This is a genomic window from Actinoplanes sp. NPDC051859, from assembly GCF_044452725.1.
In the GTDB taxonomy this organism is placed as follows: domain Bacteria; phylum Actinomycetota; class Actinomycetes; order Mycobacteriales; family Micromonosporaceae; genus Actinoplanes.
Genome location: NZ_JBITBX010000012.1, coordinates 149,704 through 172,540 on the forward strand (window position 1 = coordinate 149,704; position 22,837 = coordinate 172,540).

The 22,837-nt window shown below is 69.5% G+C and carries 23 protein-coding genes and 1 pseudogene; 22 read left to right on the forward strand and 2 right to left on the reverse strand.

The annotated features are described in order from the left end of the window. Positions 1-28: 28 nt before the first annotated feature. Positions 29-1,207: a chorismate synthase gene (aroC, locus tag ACIA1L_RS27285; RefSeq protein WP_396075817.1), complete on the forward strand. Its 1,179-nt coding sequence runs from the start codon at positions 29-31 to the stop codon at positions 1,205-1,207. After that, entirely contained in the window at positions 1,207-1,710 is a 504-nt protein-coding gene (locus ACIA1L_RS27290; RefSeq protein ID WP_396075818.1) for a shikimate kinase, read from the forward strand. The genes aroC and ACIA1L_RS27290 overlap by 1 nt, the downstream gene beginning before the upstream one ends. Here the strand turns inward: ACIA1L_RS27290 and ACIA1L_RS27295 are convergent. Then, positions 1,700-2,392: a Clp protease N-terminal domain-containing protein gene (locus tag ACIA1L_RS27295; RefSeq protein ID WP_396075819.1), complete on the reverse strand. Its 693-nt coding sequence runs from the start codon at positions 2,390-2,392 to the stop codon at positions 1,700-1,702. The genes ACIA1L_RS27290 and ACIA1L_RS27295 overlap by 11 nt on opposite strands. A gap of 70 nt (positions 2,393-2,462) precedes the next feature. Between ACIA1L_RS27295 and aroB the strand changes: the two genes are divergently transcribed. The 6 genes from aroB to ACIA1L_RS27325 all read left to right on the forward strand — a co-directional run bounded on the left by aroB (position 2,463) and on the right by ACIA1L_RS27325 (position 6,302). Continuing rightward, positions 2,463-3,539, forward strand: coding sequence for a 3-dehydroquinate synthase (gene aroB / locus ACIA1L_RS27300; RefSeq protein ID WP_396075820.1), 1,077 nt, complete (start codon positions 2,463-2,465; stop codon positions 3,537-3,539). Beyond that, positions 3,536-3,967, forward strand: coding sequence for a type II 3-dehydroquinate dehydratase (gene aroQ / locus ACIA1L_RS27305; RefSeq protein ID WP_396075821.1), 432 nt, complete (start codon positions 3,536-3,538; stop codon positions 3,965-3,967). Before aroB ends, aroQ begins: the two co-directional genes overlap by 4 nt. Before the next feature lie 85 nt (positions 3,968-4,052). Next, a complete protein-coding gene (efp, locus tag ACIA1L_RS27310) occupies positions 4,053-4,610 on the forward strand; it encodes an elongation factor P (protein WP_396075822.1) in 558 nt (185 codons plus the stop codon). A gap of 23 nt (positions 4,611-4,633) precedes the next feature. Then, the gene (gene nusB / locus ACIA1L_RS27315; protein ID WP_396075888.1) at positions 4,634-5,044 is read left to right on the forward strand and encodes a transcription antitermination factor NusB; all 411 of its coding nucleotides are present in this window, start codon (positions 4,634-4,636) and stop codon (positions 5,042-5,044) included. A 309-nt stretch (positions 5,045-5,353) separates the two neighbouring features. Then, positions 5,354-5,731 carry a hypothetical protein gene (locus ACIA1L_RS27320; protein ID WP_396075823.1) on the forward strand — a complete coding sequence of 126 codons (378 nt, stop codon included), beginning with the start codon at positions 5,354-5,356 and terminating at the stop codon, positions 5,729-5,731. Between the two features lie 379 nt (positions 5,732-6,110). Continuing rightward, complete coding sequence (locus ACIA1L_RS27325) at positions 6,111-6,302, forward strand: hypothetical protein (protein ID WP_396075824.1); 192 nt, start codon at positions 6,111-6,113, stop codon at positions 6,300-6,302. Between the two features lie 231 nt (positions 6,303-6,533). On the opposite strand, the gene ACIA1L_RS27330 is transcribed toward ACIA1L_RS27325, so the two are convergent. Further along, a complete protein-coding gene (locus tag ACIA1L_RS27330; RefSeq protein ID WP_071807762.1) occupies positions 6,534-7,022 on the reverse strand; it encodes a transcriptional regulator in 489 nt (162 codons plus the stop codon). Positions 7,023-7,326: 304 nt separating this feature from the next. On the opposite strand from ACIA1L_RS27330, the gene pyrR reads away from it, so the two are divergent. The 14 genes and pseudogenes from pyrR to ACIA1L_RS27400 all read left to right on the forward strand — a co-directional run. Next, entirely contained in the window at positions 7,327-7,887 is a 561-nt protein-coding gene (pyrR, locus tag ACIA1L_RS27335; protein WP_396075825.1) for a bifunctional pyr operon transcriptional regulator/uracil phosphoribosyltransferase PyrR, read from the forward strand. Positions 7,888-7,990: 103 nt separating this feature from the next. Next, on the forward strand, positions 7,991-8,914 hold the full coding sequence (locus ACIA1L_RS27340) for an aspartate carbamoyltransferase catalytic subunit (RefSeq protein WP_396075826.1): 924 nt from the start codon (positions 7,991-7,993) through the stop codon (positions 8,912-8,914). Beyond that, positions 8,911-10,176: a dihydroorotase gene (locus ACIA1L_RS27345; protein ID WP_396075827.1), complete on the forward strand. Its 1,266-nt coding sequence runs from the start codon at positions 8,911-8,913 to the stop codon at positions 10,174-10,176. Before ACIA1L_RS27340 ends, ACIA1L_RS27345 begins: the two co-directional genes overlap by 4 nt. After that, positions 10,173-11,282 carry a glutamine-hydrolyzing carbamoyl-phosphate synthase small subunit gene (gene carA / locus ACIA1L_RS27350; protein ID WP_396075828.1) on the forward strand — a complete coding sequence of 370 codons (1,110 nt, stop codon included), beginning with the start codon at positions 10,173-10,175 and terminating at the stop codon, positions 11,280-11,282. Before ACIA1L_RS27345 ends, carA begins: the two co-directional genes overlap by 4 nt. Continuing rightward, the gene (gene carB / locus ACIA1L_RS27355) at positions 11,282-14,590 is read left to right on the forward strand and encodes a carbamoyl-phosphate synthase large subunit (RefSeq protein ID WP_396075829.1); all 3,309 of its coding nucleotides are present in this window, start codon (positions 11,282-11,284) and stop codon (positions 14,588-14,590) included. Before carA ends, carB begins: the two co-directional genes overlap by 1 nt. After that, positions 14,587-15,591, forward strand: a complete 1,005-nt coding sequence (locus ACIA1L_RS27360; RefSeq protein WP_396075832.1) for a quinone-dependent dihydroorotate dehydrogenase — start codon at positions 14,587-14,589, stop codon at positions 15,589-15,591. The genes carB and ACIA1L_RS27360 overlap by 4 nt, the downstream gene beginning before the upstream one ends. Beyond that, positions 15,588-16,847 carry an adenosylmethionine--8-amino-7-oxononanoate transaminase gene (locus ACIA1L_RS27365; protein WP_396075833.1) on the forward strand — a complete coding sequence of 420 codons (1,260 nt, stop codon included), beginning with the start codon at positions 15,588-15,590 and terminating at the stop codon, positions 16,845-16,847. The genes ACIA1L_RS27360 and ACIA1L_RS27365 overlap by 4 nt, the downstream gene beginning before the upstream one ends. Positions 16,848-16,866: 19 nt before the next feature. After that, the gene (pyrF, locus tag ACIA1L_RS27370; protein WP_396075834.1) at positions 16,867-17,697 is read left to right on the forward strand and encodes an orotidine-5'-phosphate decarboxylase; all 831 of its coding nucleotides are present in this window, start codon (positions 16,867-16,869) and stop codon (positions 17,695-17,697) included. A gap of 183 nt (positions 17,698-17,880) precedes the next feature. Then, complete coding sequence (gene mihF / locus ACIA1L_RS27375; protein WP_396075835.1) at positions 17,881-18,198, forward strand: integration host factor, actinobacterial type; 318 nt, start codon at positions 17,881-17,883, stop codon at positions 18,196-18,198. A 32-nt stretch (positions 18,199-18,230) separates the two neighbouring features. Beyond that, positions 18,231-18,830 carry a guanylate kinase gene (gene gmk, locus ACIA1L_RS27380; protein ID WP_396075836.1) on the forward strand — a complete coding sequence of 200 codons (600 nt, stop codon included), beginning with the start codon at positions 18,231-18,233 and terminating at the stop codon, positions 18,828-18,830. Between the two features lie 54 nt (positions 18,831-18,884). Next, positions 18,885-19,148 (forward strand): DNA-directed RNA polymerase subunit omega, encoded by a 264-nt coding sequence (rpoZ, locus tag ACIA1L_RS27385; RefSeq protein WP_015623990.1) that lies wholly within the window; start codon positions 18,885-18,887, stop codon positions 19,146-19,148. 247 nt (positions 19,149-19,395) lie between these two features. Beyond that, positions 19,396-20,619: a bifunctional phosphopantothenoylcysteine decarboxylase/phosphopantothenate--cysteine ligase CoaBC gene (gene coaBC / locus ACIA1L_RS27390; RefSeq protein ID WP_396075838.1), complete on the forward strand. Its 1,224-nt coding sequence runs from the start codon at positions 19,396-19,398 to the stop codon at positions 20,617-20,619. 75 nt (positions 20,620-20,694) lie between these two features. Continuing rightward, positions 20,695-21,885, forward strand: a complete 1,191-nt coding sequence (gene metK / locus ACIA1L_RS27395; RefSeq protein WP_396075839.1) for a methionine adenosyltransferase — start codon at positions 20,695-20,697, stop codon at positions 21,883-21,885. A gap of 109 nt (positions 21,886-21,994) precedes the next feature. Continuing rightward, positions 21,995-22,837: pseudogene (locus ACIA1L_RS27400) on the forward strand (hypothetical protein); the annotation flags it as partial.

Genomic DNA, 22,837 nt, shown 5'->3' on the forward strand with positions numbered 1-22,837 from the left:
CGATGATCCCCATGACAGACTGTGACCCGTGTTGCGCTGGCTGACCGCAGGGGAATCGCACGGACCGGCGCTCGTCGCCCTGATGGAGGGCGTGCCCGCCGGGGTGCGGGTGACGAGCGAGGACATCGGTCGTGATCTCGCACGTCGCCGCCTCGGCTATGGCCGCGGCGCGCGGATGTCGTTCGAGCGCGACGAGATCGAGGTGGTCGGCGGCATCCGGCACGGGCTCACGCTCGGTAGCCCGGTGGCGCTGCGCGTCGGCAACTCCGAATGGCCGAAGTGGCAGACGGTGATGGCCGCCGATCCGGTGGATCCGGCGGAGCTGGCGGCGCAGGCCCGCAACGCGCCGCTGACCCGGCCCCGGCCCGGCCACGCCGACCTCGCGGGCATGCAGAAGTACGGCCACACCGACGCCCGGCCCATCCTGGAGCGCGCCAGCGCCCGGGAGACGGCAGCTCGGGTGGCTGTCGGCGTGGTGGCGAAGGCCCTGATCAAGCAGGCGCTCGGCATCGACATCGTCTCGCACGTCATCGAGCTCGGCTCCGTCGCCGCGAAGCCGGGCATGCTGCCGGTGCCCGAGGACGCCGACCGCATCGACGCCGACCCGCTGCGCTGCCTCGACCCGGAGGCCAGTGCGCGCATGGTGGCCGAGGTGGACGCGGCGAAGAAGGACGCGGACACTCTCGGTGGCATCGTGGAAGTGCTCGCTTACGGCGTACCTCCGGGTCTGGGGTCGCATGTGCAGTGGGACCGCAAGTTGGACGCCCGGCTTGCCACCGCGCTGATGTCCATCCAGTCGGTGAAGGGCGTGGAGATCGGCGACGGCTTCACCCAGGCCCGGTCCCGGGGCTCGGTCGCGCATGACGAGATCGTTCCGACGCCGGCGGGCGTGAAGCGGGTCACCGACCGGGCCGGTGGCCTGGAAGGCGGCATCACCAACGGCGAGTGCCTGCGGGTCCGCGCCGCGCTCAAGCCGATCTCCTCGCTCAACCGGGCGCTGCAGACGGTCGATGTCACCACCGGCGAGCCCACCACCGCCATCAACCAGCGGTCCGACGTCTGCGCCGTCCCGGCCGGCGCGGTGGTGGCCGAGGCGATGGTCGCCCTGGTGCTCGCTGAGGCGGCCACCGAGAAGTTCGGCGGCGACTCGGTCGCGGAGATCCAGCGCAACCTGGCCGGATACCTCGACAGTCTGTTGATTCGCTGATGGCGCCGGTGGCCGTGCTCGTCGGCCCGCCCGGCGCTGGCAAGACCACGGTCGGCCAGGCGGTCGCGGCGCTGCTCGGCGTCGCGTTCGCCGACACCGACCACCTGATCGCGGCGCGGGCCGGCAAAGCCATCCCGGAGATTTTCTTCGACGACGGCGAGGACGAGTTCCGCCGGCTCGAACGCGAGACGATCGCCGCCGAGCTGGGCTCGTTCGACGGTGTGCTCGCACTCGGCGGCGGTGCCGTCCTCGACTCTGGCACCCGTGCACTACTGGCGGCGCACCGGGTGGTTTTTCTGACGGTCGAGCTGGCCGACGCGGTCAAACGAGTCGGTCTCGGCTCGGGCCGCCCGCTGCTGAGCGTGAATCCGCGGGCGACCCTCAAATACCTGATGGACCAGCGCCGCCCGCTCTATCAGGAGGTTGCCACGCACACCGTGCCGACCGGTGGACGCACCCCGGACGAGCTGGCCGCCGACATCGTCGCCCTGCTCAAGGCCTAGCTTCCAGCGCCTCCAGCCGCCGCACCAGCGGCGCAATCTCCGCCCGTACGGCGGTGAGCAGGCCCTCGGTCGGCGTCGCGGCCTTGAGGTGCGCGTAGCCCGCCATCGCCGTCGCCACCGCTCGCCGGGTCGTTTTGGCGTCGACGCCCAGCTCGCGCAAGGTGCGCCCGGCGGCGCCGTCCGGCTCGGCGGCCAGCGCGATCACCAGGTGCTCGCAGCCGACGTAGTTGTGGCCCAGCGCCACCGCCTCAGCCACGGTCAACTCGACGACGTTCGCGGCGGCGGTGCTGAACCGGAGCCCTTCGCCGCCGCCCGGCTCCGGATCGTCCGGTGCGGTGATCGCCGCGGGGTCCATCTCCAGCGCGGACAGGATCCGCAGCGCCAGATTGCCGCCTTCGGCGAGCACTCCGTGCAGGAGGTGCCCGGTGGTCACCGTCCCTGCACTCGTCTCGCGCGCCCGCTGGACGGCCAACGACACCGCCGTCACCGTACGCGCGGTGAACTGTGGGAGCCGGTCGGTGAGCTCAGCGGCGTCCAACTCGCCCAGCACGGTCTGCCGGATCGTGGTGATCCGCCGGATGGCCTGCTCCAACGCCCGTTGGCAAATGGCCGACACGGGCAACCCGGCGGCACGCACGGCCTCGGCGAGCTCGTCGGGAAGGTACACGTTGATTTTCGGCATGGCTCATAGCTAACCCCTACTGGGGTTAGCTGTCTATAACCCCATACGGCCGGCATTAGCATCGAGGCCGATGGACGACATGACCCGTATCTCCGTTGCCGGTGACCGCCCCTACGACGTGCTGGTCGGCCGAGACCTGCTCAGCGCCCTACCGGGGCTGCTCGACGGTGCAGTACGCGTCGCGGTCCTCTACGCCGCGCCGCTCCAACAGCACGCCGAGGCCGCCGCGGACGTCCTGCGCGCCGCTGGGATGCGCCCGCTGCCGATCGAGGTGCCGGACGCCGAGGCCGGGAAGTCGATCGAGGTCGCTGCGCGGTGCTGGGACGAGCTGGGGGCGGCGGGCTTCACGCGTACGGATGCGGTGGTCGGAGTCGGCGGAGGAGCAGTGACCGACCTCGCCGGGTTCGTGGCCTCCGCCTGGCTGCGCGGGGTGCGCTGGGTGCCCGTCTCGTCGTCGCTGCTCGGCATGGTCGACGCGGCAGTCGGCGGCAAGACCGGCGTGAACACCGCCGCCGGCAAGAACCTGGTCGGCGCGTTCTACCCGCCCGCCGGCGTGCTCTGCGACCTCGACCTGTTCGCGACGCTGCCCGCCGACGACCTGCTCGCCGGGCTCGCCGAAGTCGTCAAATGCGGCTTCATCGCCGACCCCGCCATTCTCGACCTGATCGAAGCCGACCCGGCGAAAGCCACCGATCCGCACGGCCCCGAAGTGCGTGAACTGGTCGAACGCGCCATCCAGGTGAAAGTCGACGTCGTCGGGGTCGACCTGCGCGAATCCGGGCTGCGCGAAATCCTCAACTACGGGCACACCCTCGCCCACGCCATCGAAAACCGCGAGCAATACACCTGGAAACACGGCCATGCGGTCGCCGTGGGCCTGGTCTACGCCGCCGAGCTGAGCCGCCTCACCGGCCACCTCGACGACGCCACCGCCGCCCGGCACAAGGCGGCGCTCGAACTGCTCGGCCTGCCGGTGTCCTACCCGGCGGACGCCTGGGCCGACCTGCTCGCCGCGATGCGCATCGACAAGAAGGCCCGCGCCGACACGCTGCGATTCGTGCTGCTCGACGGCCTGGCCCACCCCAGCACCGTGGCCATCGCCGACGAAACAGTCCTGGAACGCGCGTACACGGCGGTGGCCCGATGAACCGCGTCGTCGTCCTCAACGGGCCCAACCTCGGTCGGCTCGGCACCCGGCAAGTCGACGTGTACGGCCTCACCACGTACGCCGACCTGGTCTCGATGTGTGAAGAGACCGGCCGCGAGCTGGAGCTGGAGGTGGCAGTCCGGCAGACCGACGCCGAACACGAAATGCTGGCCTGGCTGCACGCCGCCGCCGACGACCACACCCCCGTGGTGCTCAACCCAGGCGCCTGGTCCCACTACTCGTACGCCATCCGCGACGCCTGCGCCCTGCTGCAGGCGCCCCTGGTCGAGGTGCACATCTCCAACATTCACGCCCGCGAGCAATTCCGGCACCACTCCGTCGTCTCCGCCGTCGCCACCGGCGTCATCGCTGGCCTCGGCGTCGACGGCTACCGGCTCGCCCTGCGGCACATCGCCGGACTGCTCTGAGGGTTGCTCCGCCCCGATTCGCTGGTTGGCGGTCCGCGCCGGTAAACTCCACCGGTCATCTCTACGTTCAAGAACAAGGCAGGACATGGCTTCCACCAACGACCTGAAAAACGGCCTGGTTCTCAACCTCGACGGCGATCTGTGGGCCGTGATCGAGTTCCAGCACGTCAAGCCGGGCAAGGGTGGGGCATTCGTGCGCACCACGCTCAAAAACGTGCTTTCCGGCAAGGTCGTGGACAAGACCTTCAACGCCGGCACGAAGGTCGACACCGCGACGGTCGACAAGCGCACCATGCAGTACCTGTACCTGGACGGTGAGGACTACGTCTTCATGGACCTGGACACCTTCGAGCAGATCCACGTCTCCGGCGCCACGGTCGGCGACGCGGCCAACTACCTCCTCCCCGAGGCCGAGGCCACCATCGCGACCCACGAGGGCGTGCCGCTCTACATCGAGCTGCCGACCAGCGTCTTCCTCGAAGTGACCTACACCGAGCCCGGCCTGCAGGGCGACCGCTCGACCGGCGGCACCAAGCCCGCCACCGTCGAGACCGGCGCGACCGTCCAGGTTCCGCTCTTCATCACCACCGGCGAAAAGATCAAGGTCGACACCCGCGACGGCCGTTACCTCGGCCGCAGCTGATGGCGGAAGGCCCCAAGACGCAGATGCCTGCGCGCCGCAAGGCGCGCAAGCGCGCACTCGACGTCCTCTACGAGGCCGACCTGCGCGACCTGCCCCCGAACCAGGTCATGGCCACCTACCTGGAGCGGATCGCCAAGCCCCACCCGGACCACCTGGAATACAGCATCGGCCTGGTCGAAGGCGTCGCCCGCCACCTCGACCGGATCGACGAGCTCATCGCCAGCTACGCCGAAGGCTGGACCCTCGACCGCATGCCGGTCGTCGACCGCAACCTGGCCCGCATCGCCGTCTACGAACTGCTCTACCTCCCCGAGATCGACGACCCGGTCGCCATCTCCGAGGCCGTCGAGCTCGCCAAGCAGATGTCGACGGACGACAGCCCCCGCTTCCTCAACGGCATCCTCGGCCGCATCGCCGAATTCGCCACCCGGTAACCACCCGGCGCAGCACCCCGAAGCCCGCATCGCACCCGCGATGCGGGCTTTCGTCATTCCCCGCACCCTGTGCAAGTCTGGTCGTCGTGACCACACCCGCGGACTTCACCCCCGCCCGCGTGATCGAGGTGGCGCAGGCCGCAGCGCGGGCGATGGATCTGCCGAGCAGACGGCCCAACTGATCCGGCTGGGCTCGAACGGGATCGTCCGCCTCCCCGGCGGGATCATCGCCCGGGTCGGCCGCGACTCTTCCTGGTGGGAGACTTCCGACCGCGAGGTCCAGCTCGCCCCTGGCCGGTGGCGCTGCCGGTGGATATCGCAGGCCACCCCGTCACGTTCTGGATCGAGCTGGACATCTCGCCAACGCCGCCAGGCATGGACGAGCTGGGCACCATCCTGCGCCAACTACACAGTGCCACGGTCGATCTTCGGCTGCCCGCCCTCGACCCGTGGGGCCACACTCCAGACCGCATTCAGCAGGCGCCCATCGAGGAGCGGCAGCGGCGGATTCTGGGGAATGTTCTCGCTGTCCTTCGGGACCAGTGGGCCGCTGTCACGTTCACCCTCGGCGACGGCCTCCTCCACGGCGACGCCCACCTCGGCGAGTTGACCCGCGGTCAGCCTTTTCGCTGCCCGCGCCTGCGCGAACCGTTCGTTGCGAGCCACCTGGACCTCCGCCTCGACTGAGCCCCAGTCTCCCGGCTGCGAGCCGGCCTCCGAAAGCTGTCCCTGCTCAGAATGCCGGTCAAGATGCTGACTCGTCCTCCGGGCAACGTTCCGTTCCCCCGACTGCTCCGACGCGGGAAAGTCCCGGCATGAGACATCGACGACGCCGACGCCTGGTGCGCAGAGCCAGATGCACCTGCGGTCTGACCTGGCCTTGCCCAGATTCTGTGGCCTGGCCCGAAGCCTCACCTATTCCGGATGGCCAGACCCGGCACCCATGGAACGCGCCGACCACCGTGCTCCCGTCCTGTGGTGAACCGCGGGTCGGTCGGCCCGGATGGCTGGCGCTCGGTCAGCAGTACCGCAGCCGCCTCCGTTCCGATCGGACGGCCTGAGCGTCATGCTGCGTAACGACCTGATCGTGCTGCTGAGCCAGTACGACAACGACACCGTGACGGTCGACGTGCGAGGAATCATGATCGACATCGAGTCGGTCGGCACCGACCGGGACAGCCTCGTCCTTCACCTCCATCGAGATGACGTACACAGCGTCATGCAGAACGCTGCGCGGAAGTCACGTGACCCGAAGTAACTTCGGGCACGCAAAAGCCCGCATCGCAAAGGCGATGCGGGCTTCCAAATCCAACCTCAGCCACAACCCGGTGTAACCGCCACCAAAGTCGGATCGCGCCCGTCGTTGTCGAGGGCGCCGAAACGGACAAGGCGTTCTTTGCCGTGGTCCGTTTCGGTGTCCTCGACAACGACCCTCAGGGGCGCGATCCACGCCGAGCGAAGCGAGGCCATGTAACAGCCATGGAACAGCTCAGCTCGCGAAGAAGGCGCGGGGGTCGGCGACCAGGACGCCGGCTTCGGTGAGGCGCTCGATCAAGCCGGACGGCGAGATGTCGTACACGATGGCGAGGGCGCGCAGGTCGTCGGCGCGGATCGAGAGGACGCGGCCGTTGTAGTCGCCGCGCTGCTGCTGGATGGCGCGGGCGTAGCGGGCGACGTAGGCGAGGTCTTCGCCGGCGGCGTCGTACAGCTTCTCGAGGTCGAGGACGATCTTGTTGGTGGCTTCGAGCCGGACGCCGCTGCCGTCGGGCAGCAGCTCGGAGACGGGCACGCGGTAGAAGTCGGCCAGCTCGGCCAGGCGGGAGACGGTGACGGCACGGTCTCCACGCTCGTACGAGCCCACCACGACGGCCTTCCAGCGGCCGTTCGACTTCTCTTCCACGCCCTGCAGAGAGAGGCCCTGCTGCTGGCGGATGGAGCGCAGGCGGGCGCCCAACGACTTGGCGTACTCAGACGGCATTCGGAAACTCCAAAACTGTGCTGGCCCGGGGGGTTCTTCCCCCGGATCGCTACGCTGCGTGACGGTACGGAGTTTGGCAGCCCGGGTCAAGTGTCGGCCGAGGAGTCGCCGAACCAGGGGGAAAGTTGCCCGCATTCGTCCGACTGGTTCCGGGGTCAGCCAGGTCACCATGGTCAACGCTGCGCTCACTGGTAACGTTGCGTCAGCCATCGGGTGGCCCTTGATCGGGGTCCCCGCCGGCCTGCACGTTAAACACCGACGTCCTTTAACGACCTGTCCCGTGAGGCAGGGAAGGAGGTCAGCCGTGGCGTACCCACGTGCCGACACCACCAAGATCATTCTTTCGGGTGCCGACCTGCATCGGGTGGTCGACCGGATCGCTCATCAGATCCTGGAGAAGACCTCCGGCGCCACCGACACCGTGCTGCTGGGCATTCCGACCCGCGGCGTTCCGCTGGCCCGCCGACTCGCCGCCCGGATCCACGCCTTCGAGGGCGTGGACATTCCGGTCGGGGCGTTAGACATCACTCTCTACCGCGACGATCTGCGGATGAACGCCACCCGGGCGCTCGGTAAGACCGACATTCCGCCGGGTGGGCTGGACGGCCGCCGGGTCATTCTCGTCGACGACGTGCTGTTCTCCGGCCGGACCGTGCGGGCCGCGCTGGACGCGCTCAGCGACGTCGGCCGCCCGAGTTCGGTGCAGCTCGCTGTGCTGGTCGACCGGGGGCACCGGGAGCTGCCGATCCGCGCTGACTATGTCGGCAAGAACATCCCGACCGCGCTGGCCGAGAAGGTCCGCGTCTCCCTCGCCGAAACCGACGACGGCGTCGACGAGGTCAAGCTCTTCGGCGGTGCCGCATGAGTGCGCGCGATGTGGCAGGCCGCGAGGCAGCGGGCCGCGAGGCAGCGGGCCGCGAGGCAGCGGGCCGCGAGGCAGCGGGCCGCGAGACTGAGGATGGTGCCGCGTGATCAAGCATTTGCGTTCCGCCGCGGATCTGGACGCGGACACCGCCACACTGATCCTGGACACCGCCGCCGAAATGGCGACGCTAGCCGGCCGCGAGGTCAAGAAGCTGCCGACGCTGCGCGGCCGCACGGTTGTCAATCTGTTCTATGAGGACTCCACCCGGACCCGGATCTCCTTCGAAGCTGCGGCCAAGCGGCTTTCCGCGGACGTCATCAACTTCTCGGCCAAGGGGTCCAGCGTCTCCAAGGGCGAGAGCCTGAAGGACACGGCGCTGACCCTGCAGGCGATGGGCGCCGACGCGGTCGTGATCCGGCATCCGGCCTCGGGTGCGCCGCACCGGCTCGCCGCCTGGGTGGACGGGTCGGTGGTTAACGCCGGCGACGGCACCCACGAGCACCCGACTCAAGCGCTGCTGGACGCGTACACAATGCGGTCTCGGTTGGGGAAGATCGACGGCCTGCGGGTGGCGATCGTGGGTGACGTCCTGCACAGCCGGGTTGCCCGCTCGAACGTTCTGCTGCTGACGACGCTCGGCGCGCAGGTGACGGTGGTCGGACCGCCGACGCTGATCCCGAAGGACATCGCCCCGGCTCTCGCCACGGACACCAAGGTCTCCTACGACCTGGACAGCGTCCTGCCGGACACCGACGTCGTGATGATGCTGCGGGTGCAGACCGAGCGGATGCAGAATTCCTACTTCCCTTCGGCCCGTGAGTACAGCCGTCGCTACGGCCTGGATGTCGCGCGCATGCGGAAGCTGCCGGAGCACGCGATCGTGATGCACCCCGGCCCGATGAACCGCGGCATGGAGATCGCGCCCGAGGTGGCCGACTCGTCCCGCTCCACGATCGTCGAACAGGTCGCCAACGGTGTCAGTGCCCGAATGGCGGTCCTCTACCTGCTCCTCGGAGGCAAGGCATGAGTTCGTACCTGATCAAGAACGTTTCTGTCCTGGGCAGTAAGCCGACCGACTTGCTGATTCGCGACGGGTTGATCGCCGAGGGCAAGGGCAAGGCCGACGAGACGATCGACGCGACCGGCCTGGTGGCGCTGCCCGGCCTGGTCGACCTGCACACCCACCTGCGCGAGCCGGGCCGCGAGGACGCCGAGACGGTCGAGACCGGCTCGCGCGCGGCGGCCCTCGGCGGCTACACGGCGGTCTTCGCGATGGCGAACACCTCGCCGGTCGCGGACACGGCGGGCGTGGTCGAGCAGGTGTGGCGGCTGGGCCGCGAGGCCGGGCTGGTCGACGTCCTTCCGATCGGCGCGGTCACCGTCGGGCTCGCCGGCAAGCAGCTGGCCGAGCTGGGTGCGATGGCGACCTCCGCCGCCAACGTACGGATCTTCTCCGACGACGGTTTCTGCGTCGCCGACCCGCGTCTGATGCGCCGCGCCCTCGAATACGTGAAGGCGTTCGACGGCATCATCGCCCAGCACGCCGAGGAGCCGCGGCTCACCGAGGGCGCCCAGATGCACGAGGGCGAGGTCTCCACGCGGCTCGGCCTGACCGGCTGGCCCGCGGTCGCCGAGGAAGCGATCATCGCCCGCGACGTGCTGCTCGCCGAGCACGTCGGCAGCCGCCTGCACGTCTGCCATGTCTCGACCGCCGGGTCGGTCGAGGTGCTGCGCCAGGCCAAGGCCCGCGGCGTCCGCGTCACCGCCGAGGTCACCCCGCATCACCTCCTGCTCACCGACGAGCTGGCCGCCAGCTACGACCCGGTCTTCAAGGTCAACCCTCCTTTGCGTACGGCCGCAGACGTCGAAGCCCTGCGCCAGGCCTTGATCGACGGGGTGATCGACGTGGTTGCCACGGACCACGCCCCGCACGCCGTCGAGGACAAGGAATGCGAGTGGGCGTACGCCCGCCCCGGCATGGTCGGCCTCGAAACCGCCCTCCCGGTCGTGCTCAGCGTCCTGGGTGAGCAGTGGGACCTGATCGCCGAGCGGATGTCCCGCGCTCCGGCTCGGATCGCGGGCCTGGAAGGGCACGGCACCGACCTGAGTGTCGACTCGCCCGCCAACCTGACGCTGGTGGATCCCACGGCCCGCCGCGTCGTCGAGCCGGCCGAACTGGCCAGCCGCAGCCGCAACACCCCGTACGCGGGCACCACCCTGCCGGGTCGCATCGTCGCGACCTTCCTCCGGGGAACGCCGACCGTCCTGGATGGAAAGGCCGTCAAGTGAAACCAGCGATTCTCGTGCTCGAGGACGGGCGCACGTTCTCCGGCTCCGCGTACGGCGCCGAGGGGGAGACCTTCGGCGAGGCGGTGTTCACCACCGGCATGACCGGCTACCAGGAGACGCTGACCGACCCGTCGTACCACCGGCAGGTCGTCGTGCAGACGGCCCCGCAGATCGGCAACACCGGCGTCAACGACGAGGACGACGAGTCGAGCCGGATCTGGGTGGCCGGATACGTGGTCCGCGACCCGGCCCGCCGCCCGTCGAACTGGCGCGCGACCGGTGACCTGGGCGAGCGCCTGGCCGCCGAGGGTGTGGTCGGCATCAGCGGCATCGACACCCGCGCGCTGACCCGGCACCTGCGCTCCCGCGGCGCGATGCGGGTCGGCATCTCCACCGTCGACCTCGATCCGGCCTCGCTGTTGGCCCGCGTCAAGGCCGCGCCCGAGATGCTGGGTGCCGACCTGTCCGCCGAGGTGACCACGGCCGAGCGCTACACGGTCGACGCCGTCGGCGAGCACCGGTTCACCGTCGCCGCCCTGGACCTGGGCATCAAGCGCAACGTCTCGCGGCGCCTCGCTGAGCGCGGCGTCACCACGCACGTCTTCCCGGCGTCCTCCACGCTGGAGGATCTGCTCGCGGTCAGCCCGGACGCGGTGTTCCTGTCGCCCGGTCCGGGCGACCCGGCCACGGCGGACGGGCCGGTCGCCCTGGCCCGCGCCGCGCTGACGCGCCGCGTGCCGCTGTTCGGCATCTGCTTCGGCAGCCAGATCCTCGGCCGCGCGCTCGGCTTCGGCACCTACAAGCTGGGGTACGGCCACCGCGGCATCAATCAGCCGGTGCTGGACCGCACCACCGGCAAGGTCGAGGTGACCAGCCACAACCACGGCTTCGCGGTCGACGCGCCGCTCGACGCCGTGATCAACACGGAGTTCGGTGGCGTCGAGGTCTCGCACGTCTGCCTCAACGACAACGTGGTCGAGGGCCTGCGCGCCCTGGAGACGCCCGCGTTCACCGTCCAGTACCACCCCGAAGCGGCCGCGGGCCCGCGCGATGCGGACTACCTGTTCGACCGGTTCGTCGCACTCGTCGAGAAGGTGGACGCCTGATGCCGAAGCGCACCGATCTGCAGCACGTCATGGTGATCGGCTCCGGCCCGATCGTGATCGGCCAGGCCTGTGAGTTCGACTACTCCGGCACCCAGGCCTGCCAGGTGCTGCGCGCCGAGGGCCTGCGCGTGTCCCTGGTCAACTCCAACCCGGCGACGATCATGACGGACCCGGAGTTCGCCGACGCCACGTACGTCGAGCCGATCACTCCCGAGTTCGTCGAGATGGTCATCGCCCGGGAGCGGCCGGACGCGATTTTGCCGACGCTGGGCGGGCAAACCGCGCTGAACACCGCGGTCGCCCTGCACGAGAACGGCGTCCTCGACAAGTACGGCGTCGAGCTGATCGGCGCCAACATCGACGCGATCCGCCGCGGCGAGGACCGGCAGCTGTTCAAGGACATCGTGGCGAAGGCCGGCGGCGAGACCCCGCGCAGCCGGGTCTGCCACTCGATGGACGAGGTCCACGCGACCGTCGCCGAGCTGGGCCTGCCGGTGGTGATCCGGCCGTCGTTCACGATGGGCGGCCTCGGCTCCGGCATGGCGCACACCGACGAGGACCTGGCCCGGATCGCCGGTGACGGCCTCGCCGCCTCCCCGGTGCACGAGGTGCTGATCGAGGAGAGCGTGCTCGGCTGGAAGGAGTACGAACTCGAACTGATGCGCGACAAGCACGACAACGTCGTGGTGGTCTGCTCGATCGAGAACGTCGACCCGATGGGCGTGCACACCGGCGACAGCGTCACCGTGGCCCCGGCCATGACGCTGACCGACCGTGAATACCAGAGCCTGCGCGACCTGGGCATCGCGGTGCTGCGCGAGGTGGGCGTCGACACCGGCGGCTGCAACATCCAGTTCGCGATCAACCCGGACAACGGGCGCCTGGTCGTCATCGAGATGAACCCGCGGGTGTCGCGGTCCAGCGCGCTCGCGTCGAAGGCCACCGGCTTCCCGATCGCGAAGATCGCCGCCAAGCTGGCTATCGGTTACACCCTCGACGAGATCCCGAACGACATCACGCTGAAGACCCCGGCCGCCTTCGAGCCGGCGCTTGACTACGTGGTCGTGAAGATCCCGCGGTTCGCGTTCGAGAAGTTCTCCGGCGCGGACCCTGAGCTGACCACCACGATGAAGTCGGTCGGCGAGGCGATGAGCCTGGGCCGCAACTTCGCCGAGGCGCTCAACAAGGCGATGCGCTCGATGGAGACCAAGGCCGCCGGGTTCTGGACCGCGCCGACTTTCACCGACCGCGACGAGGCTTTGGCCGCACTGCGCATTCCGCACGACGGCCGTCTCTACACAGTGGAGGCTGCGCTGCGGCTCGGCGCCAGCGTCGAGGAAGTGCACGCGGCGAGCGGGCGGATCGACCCGTGGTTCCTGGACGAGATCAAGGCCCTGGTCGACCTGCGCGAGGAGATCCTCGCCGCGCCCGTGCTGGACGAGGAACTGCTGCGCCGGGCCAAGCGGTCCGGGCTCTCCGACCGGCAGCTCGCTGCGCTGCGGCCCGAGCTTGCGGGCGAGGACGGCGTACGGGTGCTGCGGCACCGGCTCGGGATCCGGCCCGTCTACAAGACCGTGGACACCTGCGCGGCCGAGTTCGAGGCGGAGACGCCGTACCACTACTCCACGTACGACGAGGAGACCGAGGTCGCGCCGTCCGACCGGCCGAAGGTCATGATCCTCGGGTCGGGGCCGAATCGGATCGGGCAGGGCATCGAGTTCGACTACTCGTGCGTGCACGCGGTCATGGCGCTCAAGGGCGAGTTCGAGACCGTCATGGTCAACTGCAACCCGGAGACCGTGTCCACCGACTACGACACCGCCGACCGGCTGTACTTCGAGCCGCTGACCTTCGAGGACGTCCTCGAGGTGTTCCACTCCGAGGACTCGTCCGGCAAGGCCGCGGGCGGACCCGGCGTAGTCGGCGTCATCGTGCAGCTCGGCGGGCAGACCCCGCTCGGGCTCGCGCGGCGGCTCAAGGCGGCCGGCCTGCCGGTCGTCGGCACCTCGCCCGAGTCGATCGACCTGGCCGAGGACCGCGGCGCGTTCGGCGCGGTGCTGGCGCGGGCCGGGCTGCGCTCACCCGAGCACGGCACGGCCACCTCGTTCGAGGAGGCCAAGGCGATCGCCGACGCGATCGGCTACCCCGTGCTGGTCCGTCCGTCCTACGTGCTCGGCGGCCGCGGCATGGAGATCGTCTACGACGAGCCGACCCTGGCCGACTACATCGCCCGTGCCACCGAGATCTCGCCCGACCACCCGGTGCTGGTCGACAGCTTCCTGGACGACGCGATCGAGATCGACGTGGACGCGCTCTGCGACGCCACCGGCGAGGTCTACCTCGGCGGCGTGATGGAGCACATCGAGGAAGCCGGCATCCACTCCGGCGACTCGTCCTGCTCGCTGCCGCCGGTCACCCTCGCCGGGTCGCACCTCGCCGAGGTACGCCGCTACACCGAAGCCATCGCCCGCGGTGTCGGCGTCCGGGGCCTGCTCAACGTCCAGTACGCCCTCAAGGACGACACGCTGTACGTCCTGGAAGCCAACCCGCGAGCCTCGCGGACCGTGCCGTTCGTCTCCAAGGCGACCGCCGTGCCCCTTGCGAAGGCGGCGGCTCGGATCATGCTCGGCGCCACCATCGCCGAGCTGCGCGAGGAGGGCATGCTCCTGCGGTCTCGCGACGGCGGCGACATCCCGCCGAACGCGCCGATCGCGGTCAAGGAGGCGGTGCTGCCGTTCAAGCGGTTCCGCACCCCCGCGGGCAAGGGCGTCGACAGCCTGCTCGGCCCCGAGATGAAGTCCACCGGCGAGGTCATGGGCATCGACCCCAGCTTCGGCCCGGCGTTCGCCAAGTCGCAGGCCGCCGCGTACGGTTCGCTGCCGACCAGCGGCAAGGTCTTCGTCTCGGTCGCCAACCGGGACAAGCGTTCGATGATCTTCCCGATCAAGCGCCTCGCCGACCTGGGCTTCCACATCGTCACCACCTCGGGCACCGGCGAAGTCCTGCGCCGGCACGGCATCGACTGCGAGATCGTTCCCAAGCACTTCGAGAGCCCGGGCCGCAACGCGGTCGAGCTGATCGCGTCGGGGGAGATCGCCCTGATCATCAACACCCCGCAGGGCTCCGGCGCCAGCGCCCGCTCAGACGGCTACGAGCTGCGCAGCGCGGCGGTCACCTACGACATCCCGAGCATCACGACAGTGCCGGGTGCCGCCGCGGCCGTCATGGGCATCGAGGCGCTGATGCGCGGCGACATGTCCGTACGCCCGCTGCAGGAGCTGCACGCCGCCTTGCGGGAAACCGAGTGACCCTCTTCGAGACCGCCGTCCGCCCGGTGCTGTTCCGGGTGGGCGGCGGCGACGCCGAACGCGCCCACGAGTTCACCCTGGACCGGCTCGCCGGGCTTCGACCCGGCACCCGCGCCCTCTTGCGTCGGCGTTATGCCGTCCGTGCCCCCGTCGAGGTCTTCGGGGTGCGGTTCCCCAACCCGGTCGGTCTCGCCGCCGGGATGGACAAGAACGGGGTCGCGCTACCCGCGTGGCCCGCCCTCGGGTTCGGCTTCGTCGAGGTCGGCACGGTGACCGCGCAGCCGCAGCCCGGCAACGACAAGCCCCGGCTGTTCCGGCTGCGCGACAGCGAGGCCGTGATCAACCGGATGGGCTTCAACAACGACGGCGCGGCGGCACTCGCCGGCCGCCTGAAAGCCCTCGGGCCGCTCGACGTCCCGCTCGGCGTCTCGCTCGGCAAGTCCAAGGTCACGCCGCTCGAGGCGGCGGTGCAGGACTACCTCACTTCCTACGAACTGCTGCATCCGTACGCGGACTACATCGCCGTGAACGTCTCCTCGCCGAACACCCCCGGCCTGCGCACGTTGCAGGACAAGTCGGCGGTCGCCGCGCTGCTCGGCGCGCTCGTCGGCAAGACGCCGGTGCTGGTGAAGATCGCCCCCGACCTCGCCGAGCCCGCCATCGCGGAGCTGCTCGAAGTCTGTCTCGCGTACGGCGCAGCCGGGGTGATCGCCACCAACACCACGTTGAGCCGCGACGGACTCGCCGTTGCTGACCAGTCCCGAGCCGCCGAGACGGGTGGCCTGTCCGGGCGCCCGCTGACCGAACGGTCCCGGGAGATCGTCCGGTTCGTCCATGAAGAGACCGACGGCAAGCTACCGATCATCGGCGTGGGCGGCATCGTCGAGGCCGACGACGCGGCCCGGATGTTCGACGCGGGTGCCGCGCTGGTCCAGCTCTACACCGGCTTCATCTATCGAGGCCCGGCACTGGTCAAGGCGGCAGCCCGGACCCGCCGATGAACCTGCTGGACCTGGACCGGGCACACGTCTGGCACCCGTACGGTCCCATGCCCGGCCGGTCCGAGCCGTTCGTGGTGGACAGTGCCCAGGGCGTGCGCCTGCAGCTGGCCGACGGCCGTGAGCTGGTCGACGGCATGTCGTCGTGGTGGGCGGCGATCCACGGCTACCGGCACCCGGTGCTGGATGCCGCGCTCGCCGAGCAGGCCGGCCGGATGAGCCACGTGATGTTCGGCGGCCTCACCCACGCGCCCGCGGTCGAGCTGTGCCGCACGCTGGTCGAGCTGACTCCGGACGGTCTGGAACACGTGTTCCTGGCCGACTCCGGTTCGGTCGGCGTCGAGGTCGCGATCAAGATGGCGCTGCAGGCCCAGCTCGCGAACGGGCGCGGCGACCGGCGCCGGCTCGCGACGTGGCGTGGCGGGTATCACGGCGACACGTTCCACCCGATGAGCGTCTGCGACCCGGTCGGCGGCATGCACTCCCTGTGGACCGGAGTCCTGCCCGCGCAGATCTTCGCCGAACCACCCCCGGCGGACTGCACCGAGGCCTATGCCGCGTCGCTGGTGGAGCTGGTCGAGCGGCACGCGGGCGAACTGGCCGCGGTCATCGTCGAGCCGGTCGTGCAGGGCGCAGGCGGGATGCGGTTCCACCATCCGGCGTACCTGCGGGTGCTGCGCGAGGTCACCGCGAAGCACGACGTTCTGCTGATTTTCGACGAGATCGCCACGGGCTTCGGGCGCACCGGGGAGTTTTTCGCCGCGGACCACGCCGGCGTGACGCCCGACATCATGTGCCTGGGCAAGGCCCTGACCGGGGGATACCTCACCCTGGCCGCCACTCTCTGCACCCCGGCCGTGGCGCACGCGGTGAGTGCCGGAAGTGCGGGCGGTCTCGCCCACGGTCCTACCTTCATGGGCAACCCGCTGGCCTGCGCCGTCGCCAACGCCTCCATCGCGCTGCTACGCGGTCAGGACTGGCGCACCCAGGTTCACGCCATCGAGCGGGGTCTACAGACCGGTCTGGAGCCGCTGAGGGGGGCTTCCGGGGTTGCTGACGTGCGGGTTCTCGGCGCGATCGGGGTGGTGCAGCTCGATCGCCCGGTGGACATGGCCCGTGCGACCGCCGCAGCAGCCGACGCGGGCGTGTGGCTGCGCCCGTTCCGCGACCTGATCTACACGATGCCGCCGTACGTCACGGACGACGCCGATCTCGCCCGCATTACCCGGGGAATCGCCGCCGCGGTGTCCGCCACCTGACACGAAAGGGGAACACCCCATGGAGACCTTCGGACGACGGCTGCGTACGGCCATGGACACCCGGGGGCCGCTATGCGTCGGCATCGATCCCCACGCCGGGCTGCTCGAGCGGTGGGGCCTCACCGACGACGTCGCCGGCCTGGAACGTTTCACCTTTACGGTTGTCGAAGCACTGGCCGATCGGGTCGCCGTACTGAAGCCACAGTCGGCGTTTTTCGAGAGATTTGGATCACGCGGCATCGCTGTCCTTGAGTCGGCTATCCGACAGTCACGAGAAGCCGGCGCGCTCGTCCTGCTGGACGTCAAACGGGGCGACATCGGCTCCACGATGGCCGCGTACGCGGACGCCTACCTAGATCCGGACAGTTCACTGTGTGCTGACGCGATTACTGTGAGTCCCTATCTCGGCGTGGGTTCGTTGCGCCCAGCCTTCGACGCTGCAGCCATTCATGGCGGTGGAGTCTTCGTCCTGGCGCTTACTTCAAATCCCGAGGGCCCGACCGTCCAGCATGCACAGACGGCGGCCGGCCGGACCGTCGCACAGACGGTCATCGACGAGATTTCCCAGCTCAATGCGGGTGCGGACGAGCTCGGCAGCGTCGGACTCGTCGTCGGCGCGACGATCGGCGAGACCGGCCACGACCTCTCCCGCGTGCACGGACCCCTGCTCGCGCCGGGCCTCGGCGCACAGGGCGGCGACCCCGCGGGGCTCGCGAAGATTTTCGGCGGAAGCCTGCGGAACGTGCTGCCCTCGTACTCACGGGAGGTTCTGTCGGCGGGCCCCGACGCGGCCGCGCTGCGGGCCGCCGCGGACCGCGCGGTGGCCGCCTGTCGGGCCGTGATCGGGTGAAACGAGCCGCCTACCAGGCGCTGCCGCAGGCCGATGAGGGGTACCCCCACGTTGCCGAAACGGCCATTGACCGCTAGTTTTCCCGGCGCCGGGAACCACATGCCCCTTTGGTTCCCAGGCACACCACGTTTCACAGATGCGCCGGTATTTGTTACCGGCGCGATAGGGACCTGAGGAGAACTGGTGCCGCTCCCGTCACTGACCCCCGAGCAGCGTGCCGCCGCGCTGGAGAAGGCCGCGGAGATTCGCAAGGCCCGGGCCGAGCTGAAGGAACAGCTCAAGTCTGGCAAGACCACCCTCGCCGCCGTGCTCGACCGGGCCGAAGGCGACGACGTCGTCGGCAAGCTGAAGGTCTCGGCCGTGCTCCAGGCGCTGCCGGGCATCGGCAAGATCCGAGCCACCCAGATCATGGAGAAGCTCAAGATCGCGGACAGCCGTCGCCTTCGTGGCCTCGGTGAGCAGCAGCGTAAGGCCCTCCTGGGGGAGTTCGCTGCGAACTGACTCACCGGCTCGTGTTGAATGAGCCTGTGAGCATGGATGACGACGCGCGCCCGGCAGCCCGACTCACCGTCCTGTCCGGCCCCTCCGGGGTCGGCAAGGACAGCGTGATCGAGCTGATCCGGGCGCGTTCGCCATGGATCAAGTTGTCGGTGTCGGTAACCACCCGGAAAAAGCGCGACTACGAGACCGATGGCGAGCACTACCATTTCGTGACCCGTTCCGAATTCCAGCGCCTCGTCGACGGCGACCAGCTGCTGGAATGGGCGGAATTCGCGGGCAACCTCTACGGCACGCCACGCGCGCAGGTCGAGGGCTGGATCTCGCAGGGCCGCCCCGTGTTGCTGAAGATCGACCTGCAGGGCGCCCGCCAAGTGCGTGGCACGATGCCCGACGCGCAGCTCGTCTTCCTCGCCCCGCCCAGCGTCGAAGAGCTCCGCCGCCGCCTGGTCGGCCGCGGCACCGACGACGAGGAGACCATCCGGCGCCGCCTTGCCCATGCGGACGAGGAACTGGCCGCTGAGAAAGAATTCGACCGTACGGTGGTCAACGACTTCGTCGAGCGTGCCGCCGACGAGCTGGTAGGATTGCTCGGTTCGTCGTTCCTGACTCCCGCGCAGGCGCCGGAGTCGTAAGGGGAGCGCGAGCCACGCAGGCTCAGTTCCGCCAATCGTGAGGAAATCAATTCCGTGGGAACCATCGCCAACCCCGAAGGCATCACCAACCCGCCGATCGACGAGCTGCTCGACAAGACCTCGTCGAAGTATTCTCTGGTGATCTTCGCGGCCAAGCGCGCCCGCCAGGTCAACGCCTACTACAGCCAGCTCGGCGAGGGCCTTCTCGAATACGTCGGCCCCCTCGTGGAGACGACGCCGCAGGAGAAGCCGCTCTCCATCGCGATGCGCGAGATCAACGCGGGGCTGCTGACGGCCGAGGCCACTGACAACCCCTGACGCTCTGCTCCCTTCCCACGCCCGCCGGACGCGGCACCTTCGCCGCCCGCTGGGCGCGCCGGAGGGGTTCCGGGTCCGCCGCCTGCCGGTCGGGCCACCGGCGAACCCGCGCCCGCAGTCCGCGAGCGCGGGTTTCGTGTTTGTCGCGCGCCACTCGACCGCGTGACTCGAGCTCGCGGGCTGTTTGTCGTGTTCTTGCTTGTTGCTGTCGCTGTCGTCGCGTTCGCTTTCTGTCGCGGGAGGTGCCATGACCGAGATCGTGCTCGGGGTCTGCGGCGGGATCGCCGCCTACAAAGCGTGTGAGCTGCTGCGGCTGTTCACCGAGTCGGGGCACGGGGTTCGGGTGGTCCCGACCGCCTCGGCCCTGCGCTTCGTCGGTGAGCCCACCTGGTCGGCCCTGTCCGGACGACCGGTGACTGCCGAGGTGTGGGACGACGTCCACGAGGTGCCGCATGTGCGGATCGGCCGGCAAGCCGAGCTCGTGGTGGTGGCTCCGGCCACCGCCGACCTGCTCGCCAAGGCCGCCCATGGGCTTGCCGACGATCTGCTGACCAACACCCTGCTGACCGCGACCTGCCCGGTGGTCTTCGCGCCCGCGATGCACACCGAGATGTGGGAGAACGCCGCCACCCGGGCCAACGTGACCACCCTGCGCGAGCGCGGGCACATCGTCATCGAGCCCGCTGTCGGCCGGCTTACCGGCGCCGATACCGGCAAGGGCCGGCTACCCGACCCCGACGCCATCTTCGCGACCGCGCTGCGGGTGCTGCGGCGCGGCCCGCAGGCCGACACCGACCTCGCCGGCCGGCACGTCGTGGTCACTGCGGGCGGCACTCGTGAGCCGCTGGACCCGGTCCGCTTCCTCGGCAACCGGTCGTCCGGCAAGCAGGGGTACGCCCTCGCGCGCACCGCGATCGCCCGAGGTGCCCGGGTCACCCTGATTGCGGCGAACGTCACATTGAGCGGACCGGCCGGGGCTGACCTGGTGCCGGTGGGCACCACAGAAGACCTTCGCAAGGCCACGGTCGCGGCTGCTGCCGAAGCCGACGTCGTGGTCATGGCCGCTGCCCCCGCCGACTTTCGCCCGGCCGACATAGCCGGTCACAAGATGAAGAAAAACAACGACGGTACGGCGCCCACGATCGAGCTCATCACCAACCCGGACATCGCGGCCGAGATCGGTGCCGCGAAACGCCCAGGTCAACTGCTTGTGGCCTTTGCCGCCGAGACCCGAGACGCGCTGGAAAACGCCCGCGGCAAGCTCACCCGGAAACGTGCAGACCTCATTGTCGTTAACGAGGTGGGGACCGACCGCGTCTTCGGCGCCGACCACAACATGGTGACGATCTTGGGCGCCGACGGGACCACCCAGCAGTTCGCCGAACTCCCCAAAGACGATGTGGCGGATGCGATTTGGGATGCGGTCGTCTCGCGCCTGGAGCCGCAGGCCAGGCAGGATGGGACGGCGTAAGACCGGATCAACGCCTACTACGCGGCGGTGACTACACTGCCGCCGAATGAAACTTCGACGAATCTGAGGAGCACCGTGGCACGCCGCCTGTTCACTTCCGAGTCGGTCACGGAAGGCCACCCGGACAAGATCGCTGACCAAATCAGCGACGGAATTCTTGACGCCCTGCTGACGCAGGACCCGCGCAGCCGCGTTGCGGTGGAGACGCTGATCACCACCGGCCAGGTGCACGTCGCCGGTGAGGTGACCACCCAGGCGTACGCCGACATCCCCAGCATCGTGCGCGAAACCATTCTCGGTATCGGCTACGACTCGTCGAAGAAGGGATTCGACGGCGCATCCTGCGGCGTCAGCGTCTCCATCGGCTCGCAGTCGCCCGACATCGCGCAGGGCGTCGACAGCGCGGTCGAGCTGCGCGAGGGCAACTCGGAGCACGTCCTCGACGCGCAGGGCGCCGGCGACCAGGGCATGATGTTCGGCTTCGCCTGCTCGGAGACGCCCGAGCTGATGCCGCTGCCCATCGCGCTCGCACACCGCCTGGCCCGCCGGCTGTCGGCCGCCCGCAAGGACGGCACCATTCCGTACCTGCGTCCGGACGGCAAGACCCAGGTCACCATCGAGTACGACGGCCTGCGCCCGGTTCGCCTCGACACCGTCGTCGTGTCGTCGCAGCACGCCGCCGACATCTCGCTCGAGTCGCTGCTGACCCCCGACGTCCGCGAGCACGTCATCGCGCCCGAGCTCGAGGGCCTCGGCCTCGACACCGAGGGCTACCGCCTGCTGGTCAACCCGACCGGACGCTTCGAGATCGGCGGCCCGATGGGCGACGCCGGCCTCACCGGTCGCAAGATCATCGTTGACACGTACGGCGGCTACGCCCGCCACGGCGGCGGCGCGTTCTCCGGCAAGGACCCGTCGAAGGTGGACCGTTCCGCGGCGTACGCGATGCGCTGGGTCGCCAAGAACGTGGTGGCTGCCGGCCTCGCCGAGCGGTGCGAGACCCAGGTCGCCTACGCCATCGGCAAGGCCCACCCGGTCAGCCTGTTCGTCGAGACGTTCGGCACCGAGAACGTCCCGGTCGAGCGGATCGAGAAGGCCATCAACGAGGTCTTCGACCTGCGCCCGGCCGCGATCATCCGCGACCTCGACCTGATGCGCCCGATCTACCAGCAGACCGCCGCCTACGGCCACTTCGGCCGGGAGCTGCCGGACCTGCTCTGGGAGAGCACCGACCGCGCCCAGGACCTGAAGAACGCCGCGGCCTGACCCGCACTCCGTGACACAGGACAAGAGTGCCCCGGCTCCGGCCGGGGCACTCTTTCCGTCTCCTGTGGACGAACCGGTTCCTGTCACACCCCCGCGCAAGAATGGCCGCATGCCGGCGAAAGGTAGAGACCGCGAACCCGCCGCGACGCTCCCGGTCGGCCGCGTCTGCGTCGACGTCCCGCTGCCCCACCTCGACCGGCCGTTCGACTACCTGATCGCCGCCACCGACGATGCCGTCGCCCAACCCGGCGTGCGGGTGAAGGTCCGATTCGCGGGGCAGCTGGTCAACGGCTTTCTGCTGGAGCGGGTGCCGACGAGCAGCCACACCAAGTTGGCCTACCTCGAAAAAGTCATCTCCGGTGAGCAGGTGCTTGATCCCGAGGTTCTCCGGTTGTCACGAGCGGTCGCCGATCGCTACGCCGGCAGTTTGCAAGACGTGCTGCGCCTGGCTGTTCCGCCTCGGCACGCGCGCGTGGAAGCCCAAGCGGTCGAACCCGGCGCATCACTCCCGCCGTCCGGTTTTTCCACGCGCCTAGTTTCATCCCCTGCCCGCGACTTGCCCCCCACCTCGCCGCCAGATGCGCCCTCAGCGCCGCCTGGCGCGCCGCCAGTTTCGCCCACGATGTCCCCTGGCGCGCCGCCAGTTTCGCCCTTAACGCCGCCTGGCGCGTCGCCAGTCTCGCCCACAATGTCTCGTGCCATGCCGCCAGATGCGTCCGCAACGCCGCCTGCCGACGGTGCGGTTCCGGCCTGGTCATCGGGTCCGGAATCGGTGACGTCAGTCTCTGACTCGGCATTTTCGGCCTCGGATCCGGCTGGCGCCGGCCGGGATTCGGATGCTGGGTCTGACGCCGGTGCTGGGTCTGACGCCGGTGCTGGGTCTGACGCCGGTGCTGGGTCTGACGCCGGTGCTGGGTCTGACGCCGGTGCTGGGTCTGACGCCGGTGCTGGG

Excerpts from the sequence above, each read along its gene's own strand:
- ACIA1L_RS27290 (WP_396075818.1), top strand. The coding sequence starts at position 1,207 with ATGGCGCCGGTGGCCGTGCTCGTCGGCCCGCCCGGCGCTGGCAAGACC.
- ACIA1L_RS27295 (WP_396075819.1), bottom strand. The coding sequence starts at position 2,392 with ATGCCGAAAATCAACGTGTACCTTCCCGACGAGCTCGCCGAGGCCGTG.
- aroB (WP_396075820.1), top strand. The coding sequence starts at position 2,463 with ATGGACGACATGACCCGTATCTCCGTTGCCGGTGACCGCCCCTACGAC.
- aroQ (WP_396075821.1), top strand. The coding sequence starts at position 3,536 with ATGAACCGCGTCGTCGTCCTCAACGGGCCCAACCTCGGTCGGCTCGGC.
- efp (WP_396075822.1), top strand. The coding sequence starts at position 4,053 with ATGGCTTCCACCAACGACCTGAAAAACGGCCTGGTTCTCAACCTCGAC.
- nusB (WP_396075888.1), top strand. The coding sequence starts at position 4,634 with ATGCCTGCGCGCCGCAAGGCGCGCAAGCGCGCACTCGACGTCCTCTAC.
- ACIA1L_RS27325 (WP_396075824.1), top strand. The coding sequence starts at position 6,111 with ATGCTGCGTAACGACCTGATCGTGCTGCTGAGCCAGTACGACAACGAC.
- ACIA1L_RS27330 (WP_071807762.1), bottom strand. The coding sequence starts at position 7,022 with ATGCCGTCTGAGTACGCCAAGTCGTTGGGCGCCCGCCTGCGCTCCATC.
- ACIA1L_RS27345 (WP_396075827.1), top strand. The coding sequence starts at position 8,911 with ATGAGTTCGTACCTGATCAAGAACGTTTCTGTCCTGGGCAGTAAGCCG.
- carB (WP_396075829.1), top strand. The coding sequence starts at position 11,282 with ATGCCGAAGCGCACCGATCTGCAGCACGTCATGGTGATCGGCTCCGGC.
- ACIA1L_RS27365 (WP_396075833.1), top strand. The coding sequence starts at position 15,588 with ATGAACCTGCTGGACCTGGACCGGGCACACGTCTGGCACCCGTACGGT.
- pyrF (WP_396075834.1), top strand. The coding sequence starts at position 16,867 with ATGGAGACCTTCGGACGACGGCTGCGTACGGCCATGGACACCCGGGGG.
- gmk (WP_396075836.1), top strand. The coding sequence starts at position 18,231 with ATGGATGACGACGCGCGCCCGGCAGCCCGACTCACCGTCCTGTCCGGC.
- coaBC (WP_396075838.1), top strand. The coding sequence starts at position 19,396 with ATGACCGAGATCGTGCTCGGGGTCTGCGGCGGGATCGCCGCCTACAAA.